Raw genomic sequence first — 7,188 nt, 5'->3', positions numbered from 1 at the left:
TTGAGCTTTGGGGCTTACTTGAAAGTGCAAACCTCTTATTACCCCTTTCGCACTCATTGACTGATTGTCTTGCACGAAATGGGGTAGAAAACCTGTTAATTCTTTGAACTTTCGATTGTTGAAGCTTTCAAAAAAGTAGCCCCGACTATCACTGAACATAGTTGGCTCCAAAAGATAAATCCCGGACAGTTTGGTTACTGTTGCTTTCATTACCTGTGCACCTTGAATAGGGAAGCAAATTAATAGTCCGTGACTTTGTGATCAAGCAGATCGAGTATGTACTTTCCATACCCACTTTTTGCCAGCGGCTTAGCCAGTTCAACGATCTGGGCGTCGTTAATCCATTTGTTGCGCCACGCGATCTCTTCGGGACAAGCCACTTTTAGGCCCTGACGCTTCTCAAGAGTTTGAATAAATTGTGAGGCCTCTAACATGCTGTCGTGAGTGCCTGTGTCAAGCCATGCATGCCCCCGGCCCATCACTTGTACCTCGAGCAAGCCTTGCTCAAGATACGCTTGATTAATGTCAGTAACTTCTAGCTCGCCTCTTGGGCTAGGCTTAACGGCCTTAGCAAAGCCAACTACCTGTTTGTCATAAAAATACAAACCAGTAACTGCGTATTTACTTCTTGGTTTAATTGGTTTTTCTTCAATGCTTAGAGCCCTCCAATTTTCGTCAAAATCAACTACACCATAACGCTCAGGGTCTGTAACAGGGTAAGCAAACACCGTTGCGCCCTGCTCTTTGGCTGCAGCCACTCGCAGCTGCTTAGCCAAATTATGGCCGTAAAAAAGGTTATCACCCAGCACAAGAGCACAGCCTTCACCCGAAATAAACTCTTCGCCAATCAAAAAGGCTTGCGCAAGGCCATCCGGGCTTGGCTGCTCGGCGTATTGCAAATTCAAGCCCCAAGCGCTTCCATCACCCAAGAGATGCTCAAAGCGGGGCAAATCTAGTGGTGTAGATATAATAAGAATGTCCCGAATACCAGCCAACATCAAAGTGCTTAACGGATAATAGATCATCGGCTTATCGTAGACCGGGATTAGTTGTTTACTGACCCCACGAGTTACAGGATAAAGACGAGTGCCGGAACCGCCGGCCAATATGATTGCTTTCATTTACAAAATCCCAATGAAACACGCCCACAAAAAAAATAGTTCACCCTATTGACCACCGGAGACACATCTTCCAAACATCGAACGACGATATGCCGCAAAATAAAAACAAAATAATGTTAACAATATTGGGTGAAAGAGAATAGGATTACCAAAAGATGGAAAAAGATAAAGTGAAATACCGGCCAATTGAATTAACTCGGCACTCATCCTATATTTCGGGACCGTAAAAATTGAAAAAAGTCCAAAAAAAAGAAGAAAAAATACAATTAAACTAAAAATTCCGACCTTGTGGATAAACATAAAATAACTTATCTCGGAACCATACGGAGCATCGAATGAACGAATGAAGGTTTTAAATGGCGCACCAAATCCGTTCCCTAACAACGTTACCTCGTCGAAGAAAGATTTCAACTGCTCAATTCGCTGAAGATTACCAGTTGATTCAACACCAAACACGTTAATAACATTTTCCAGATAAGTACTATATGCAAAGTATCCAAGGATAAATGCAAAAACAATAACAAATATTTTAGTTAAAAGCGAATTTTTACCAACGTGCAAATATATCACGAGGGAGAAAAAAAACATCAAAACTGCTCCCTTAGAAAAAGATGACACAATGATAAAAATGAGTATAAGAAAACCTATCGAAACATGAAAATAGTCAGAACGATTTCCGACTATAAGAGGCAACGCCAATAAACCGAGAGAAAAAAAAGGAAAACCATAAGTCCTATATATACTATCATCTCCGCTTCCGTGCACATCGCCCAAAATAAAGATAAAATTATAAAATAATTCCCTCAAACCAATATTATATGCAATGTAAAAAATAATAGAAAAAAACAAATAAGCGATAAGCGCACGAATTATAAAGAAATTAATAACTCTTAGCCATTCATTACTAAATGAAGAAAAAATAAAATAAGTTAACAGAAAAAAGGCTCCGCCAGCATTTCGAAATATATGCGCCGTAGGATTTCCATTAAAAAACCCAACAAACACACCGTAAATACACACTAGCAAACTTAACAGAAAAGCAAGAGAAATTTTATCAACCGGAATTCCTTTGCAAATAGAAATTAAAAAGAAAATAATGACCACAGCTAACAATAACTGCGGATCAAAAGGAACAATCAGAAAAAAATAAACAACTGAAGTTCCCACTATGTTTTTAATGGCTAAAGACAGATTCACTTGAGCACCTTAAAAACAATTCTCCAGCCCGCAAAAAATGTTGCAAGAATAAATCTAAAACGCCAAAATAACTTTGAGTGAATTGGATTTCTGCTTTTTGTAAAGACCTCTGAATGACGCCTGTAATAAAAGGTGTTACTTTTGATAACAGCTAGACGAAAACCCAAGGTAACGAATATCCCACACCACATGTCGTGCATGTAAACAGGCAAAGGGAAGGGAAGCATCAAATCACGTACCTGACGATTTATAGCAAGGCTAGCCCCAACATAACTGGGTCTAATCAAATTTAAAATATAACATTCTCTTGGGGGTACAATATCTAATATCGACTTTCCGAGAGGATTGAGTTTTTCATCTACAAACAGTCCATTACCGACTACAATTTCAGCACCGCCCTCAAATTTCTGCAAAAAACTTAATATTTTAGTACTATCCCAAACATCATCTTGATCAGAAAAGAAATAATACCTTGCAGAAACATAAGCAATGGCACGCTCAAAAGCCTTGCAAGGGCCCAAACGTTCAGCACTTCTTATCAATACTATTTGTGGATTACAAAACCTTCGAACTATATCAACTGTATTGTCTTGTGAACCATCATCGTGAATTAGAAGAATATCCTCTTCCGAGAAACAATCGGCTGTAATAATACTTTCAATTTGTTCATGTATGTATTTACCCCCATTAAAGGCGCACAAGCAAACGGCAATGCGCGCCTCAATGATATTGTATTCGGATTTGGAAAGAAGACGAAAATCACTCATACCCTTCAACCACAGGAAAGATTTGGTTATCGCTTGAGTTTAAAAACTCCCAAAAGATATGCTTAAACTTAGACAATTCCTCATTAAAAAGCTTCATTTCAGAAATGAGGTCATTTGAAGCTTCCTCACCCCTGGATCTAAGTTTGACCTTGCTTAAGACATTGAAGGACAATACAACTTCTTTTAAATAAATGAGAAATTTAGCTTTTTGAATCTGAAGATCAGATGGAGGCTTAAACCAGTATTCAACAGTGGAAAGGCAGTATTTCTCCAAATCTTTAATTGACGCAGCCTGTAGCTTTAGGTCAAGAAACCTTTGAACATCAGAAAAGCAACTTACGCAAACCGGCCTTCTTCCCATTGCGACCGCTTCAAGTACGACGGACCCCTGAAACGTGACAATTCTCTGGCAATGCTTAAGAATGTAAGTATTTGAGACCAAATGATCATCTAAAATTACGCGGCTACCATCAATAACAGAACTGACGTCTAAGGCATCTATCACCTTCATTTGATTTTCACCCCATTTTCCACTTGAGGGATGTAATCTTATAGCCCATCGTTCAGGGCTCCGCCGGATGATATCAAGCACCGCCCGCATCCAATCAAAGTAGTCATTAAACACCCTGTCTGAATCGATTGAAAAGTTAGGAGAATCTTTAAACACATGTAGAAGTACAACATTGGCGGGGTATGCAACGTCGATTCGTACTTGAATTTGGCTAGCCTCGCGCGCATCTGAATACGCAATATCCCCCAAAAGCCTACGCTCCCAGTAAGCTGCAGAGCGCTCCCTAAGTGAACTCACCTCAAATTTCTTGGTCAATTCGGCGGTAGGCAGCAAAAAAGGTAGGATTTCTGAGCTCCTAGATAATATTTGAAAATTATTTGAACCATATAAAACAATCTTTACTCCGGAGCTAAGTGCAAAGTTATAAAGCAGCCGCGATGCATATACTTTGTGGCCCAGTACAACCAAATCAAAATTGGGTATATTTAAAGCATTAATCTCACACTCTTTTTCTCTTAGATAATATAAAGATCTCAGCTTTTGAAACGTGCTTGGTCGCTTCTGGTCATCGCTCATAAAGAGCAATGATAGCTCGGAGTGAGCGATTTTGAATGGAGCGTCATACAGTAAATACAATCTCGCCAAGATAATCGGCAAAGAAAATATAAACTTCATTTTATTAAAAATTTTTCGATTAGTTCCAGAAAGTGTAACAATAGTGAACTTTTTATTTAAGAAGTCGAATAAGTCACCTCCGCTATGTTTAATAAAATTGACCTCCGATGGAGAAAAGAAGAATACTGCACTTGGCTCATAGTGGCTTATAGTTGTGAGAATAAACAACAAACGATTCAGGGGAAACGCCTCCGACACCAAAATTTTTTTCATTTTTTTGAATCCCTTAGAGCATCAAATATTCTTTTAATATCACCCTCTGGATTCACAGGGGTAATACCTAGACGCTTAAAAAACGAACCACTATTAATTAAACCGTCAAATAAAGGACTCCCTTCTCCTTGAGAAAAATAAGACAACAAATACGAATATATTTCTCTCGCACTAGCGAGGTAACCTGACTTGACTTCAAAAATTTCAACGAATTTTGAAATATTATACCTGCAAAGCACAATTTCTTTGACCCCACGAACCAAATCAGAAATAGAAACATAATCTTTTCGTTTAATAGAGTCAGAGAAGAATACTGGCTCCTCCCCTTCAAGAATTTTTCTAGCGAAGACCTCAACAACCCCAAACCCGTTCCTTGAGTACCCAACGCCAATAATATTGCCACAACGGAGAATTGCATATTTTTTTTTATGTAAAATTGCTAAAGAGGAAACGAATTGCTCAATAGAAATTTTTAACGATCTGTAAATATTCGTATCATTTAATTCCACAGGTGTTAAAGCCGAATTACTTGTAATTTCGTTAGCACTAGAAAAATCAATAACTAGCTTAAGGTCGCGTTTAAAACCAGCCTCAACCACACCCAGATAATCAATTAGATATCGCTCAATGAACTTATCTAGCATCGTAGGATTGGATCTAGGATCTAAACCACCCATACAATTAATAAGAATATCAGGCTTAAACTTCTCGATAAATTGATCGGCAAAAGCGGCATTAGGTAAACGCAAATTCTCGCGAGTTGTTAAACTAGCCGCGACCACCGTCACGTTGAGACCTTCAACAGACCACAAGGCTTCGGCAAGAGACCGCGAAATAAAGCTTCCTTTGGAAATTATCATCACGTTCATATTTTTATCTCACTCAAAATACGAACGAAATTTCTATCGTAAGATCTAATCATCGTATGTGGATCATTTACCTCATTAGGTGTGGCAGTCTTATTCACTAACTTTCGACCAAGAGAATAATTTGGTTTATTCACCACCACCCCCTTCGATGGAGAAAAAAACATCTCGCTTTTGAGGTAGGAATTCTCTGAGGAAACAACTTTTATACCGCTGTATATACAATCCACTTCAAATAGCGACATTACTTCAAACCAGCTTGCACTCCAGACCGACTCCGCCTCTGATGCCAAAGCATATAACGCGTCTTCCTCCAGCCACGAACTCCAGGTTACGTTTTTCTTGCTTGATATAAGATCAATAAATTTTTTGTTATACTCTGCATCAATTCCTAATGGTGCAATAACCCGTATTTTTCTTTTCTGATCAAAGGAAGCTATAAGACTAACTATATTCTTTCTCTTTTCTATGCGCCCCACGACCAATATGAATGACGACTTTTGTTTCTTAGATTTTATGAATATAGGACTATGCGGAACCACCTTTACTTCAATACCTCCGCCTAATACCTTTAAGGATTTTCGTATCAGACTTGCTTCTTTCTCACATGAGGCCACTAGAACACTACATCTTCTCGCTAGATCTATTTTATTTAAAGTAAAATCTCGAAATAAGTTAAATAAGAAAAATTTTCTATAATTAATATCTGGCGCCTTAAGAACTTGTCTAGAATTCTCATATACGCTCAATGCCGCACCAAAAAGCCAATTCAGTGTTTTTAATTTTAATAGCTTGCGCAGGTGAAGGTTATTAGCTCTATATTGATTTATAAACTCTTTGTTATGATATAGGCAATACAAAACTATCTTTTTTTTCCTTTTTTTGAAACAATTCTCCACAAATCCCTTGGTCGATCGATATTAAAGGTAACTATCAAATCGGACTCATCAAAGTCTTTAGAAATAGAAAAGTGAGATTTCACCTCCTCCTCATATCGCCTCATGAGAAACCAGTCCCCGGCATTTTCTGTAACTGAGTCCCAATTAAAATATACATTTATCGATACATCCACTTTCGAAGTCTCCCATAAAGCTCCCGCATCAATTGATAAATTAAACCATGGAATCCAACTTTATTTCTAATACAGATTTCAATAATTGAGATTATTTTCGGTCTCCTCATAGACGAAATTCCTCCCTTCCTATAACATACGACAATATCCTCATTGAATTTAATTGAAACACCTTTACCAACAATTCTCATTAAAAAATCCATATCTGAATTGATGGGATATTTAACATTAAACAACCCGTAATTATCATAGAGGGATTTCGAAACAAACACTGATGGATGTATGTTATGCAGCCTAAATTTTTTAAATTTTGAATACGAGCTATCCCCATGAGTTGAAATATATTCTCCAGTTTGGCTTATTTCGCTTATCCTTCCATAAACTAGCTGCCAACCATTTTCAAAGTCTCTGATAACTTGACTTAAAGTGTCGGCTCTCCAATAGTCATCCGAATGTAAAATCGCGACTATTTCACCAATACCCAATGAAATACCGTAATTTATTGCCTCGTAAACTCCCTTAGGATCACGTTCAAATACTTTTATATCGAAACAACACTTAGATTTAACACTTCTCACAAAACCAAGCGTGCCGTCACTTGACCCTCCATCCACAATGATCCATTCTTTTATATACCCTTCCTGCAAAATTATTGAATTAAATGTATCTTCAATTGTTTTTATTGAGTTTAATGTCGCTGTAATAACTGTTACTTTCATTATTATTCCTTTTTTGGAAGGACTCTTTACATCCTTTACACCGATGA

General features: G+C 37.8%; 8 protein-coding genes. All 8 read right to left on the bottom strand.

Annotated elements, in window-relative coordinates:
• Window positions 1-210: dTDP-4-dehydrorhamnose 3,5-epimerase family protein (locus tag A0129_RS15175; RefSeq protein WP_291716240.1), on the bottom strand; the 210-nt coding region annotated here is incomplete at its 3' end.
• 29 nt (window positions 211-239) lie between these two features.
• Entirely contained in the window at window positions 240-1,121 is an 882-nt protein-coding gene (gene rfbA, locus A0129_RS15170) for a glucose-1-phosphate thymidylyltransferase RfbA (RefSeq protein WP_291716239.1), read from the bottom strand.
• 45 nt (window positions 1,122-1,166) lie between these two features.
• Window positions 1,167-2,318: a hypothetical protein gene (locus A0129_RS15165; RefSeq protein WP_291716238.1), complete on the bottom strand. Its 1,152-nt coding sequence runs from the start codon at window positions 2,316-2,318 to the stop codon at window positions 1,167-1,169.
• Window positions 2,315-3,085, bottom strand: coding sequence for a glycosyltransferase (locus A0129_RS15160; protein WP_291716237.1), 771 nt, complete (start codon window positions 3,083-3,085; stop codon window positions 2,315-2,317). Before A0129_RS15160 ends, A0129_RS15165 begins: the two co-directional genes overlap by 4 nt.
• Window positions 3,078-4,484, bottom strand: a complete 1,407-nt coding sequence (locus A0129_RS15155) for a hypothetical protein (RefSeq protein WP_291716236.1) — start codon at window positions 4,482-4,484, stop codon at window positions 3,078-3,080. The genes A0129_RS15160 and A0129_RS15155 overlap by 8 nt, the downstream gene beginning before the upstream one ends.
• Window positions 4,481-5,353, bottom strand: coding sequence for an NAD-dependent epimerase/dehydratase family protein (locus A0129_RS15150; RefSeq protein ID WP_291716235.1), 873 nt, complete (start codon window positions 5,351-5,353; stop codon window positions 4,481-4,483). The genes A0129_RS15155 and A0129_RS15150 overlap by 4 nt, the downstream gene beginning before the upstream one ends.
• Window positions 5,350-6,099 (bottom strand): glycosyltransferase, encoded by a 750-nt coding sequence (locus A0129_RS15145; RefSeq protein WP_291716234.1) that lies wholly within the window; start codon window positions 6,097-6,099, stop codon window positions 5,350-5,352. Before A0129_RS15145 ends, A0129_RS15150 begins: the two co-directional genes overlap by 4 nt.
• Before the next feature lie 307 nt (window positions 6,100-6,406).
• On the bottom strand, window positions 6,407-7,188 hold a 782-nt coding region (locus A0129_RS15140), incomplete at its 5' end, for a glycosyltransferase (protein WP_291716233.1).

The organism is Limnobacter sp. CACIAM 66H1 (genome assembly GCF_001601825.1).
Lineage (GTDB): Bacteria > Pseudomonadota > Gammaproteobacteria > Burkholderiales > Burkholderiaceae_B > Limnobacter.
The sequence above is the reverse complement of the archived record's forward strand: the minus strand, read 5'-3'. Positions and strand labels throughout refer to the sequence as shown.

Excerpts from the sequence above, each read along its gene's own strand:
- A0129_RS15150 (WP_291716235.1), bottom strand. The coding sequence starts at position 5,353 with ATGAACGTGATGATAATTTCCAAAGGAAGCTTTATTTCGCGGTCTCTT.
- A0129_RS15160 (WP_291716237.1), bottom strand. The coding sequence starts at position 3,085 with ATGAGTGATTTTCGTCTTCTTTCCAAATCCGAATACAATATCATTGAG.
- A0129_RS15155 (WP_291716236.1), bottom strand. The coding sequence starts at position 4,484 with ATGAAAAAAATTTTGGTGTCGGAGGCGTTTCCCCTGAATCGTTTGTTG.
- rfbA (WP_291716239.1), bottom strand. The coding sequence starts at position 1,121 with ATGAAAGCAATCATATTGGCCGGCGGTTCCGGCACTCGTCTTTATCCT.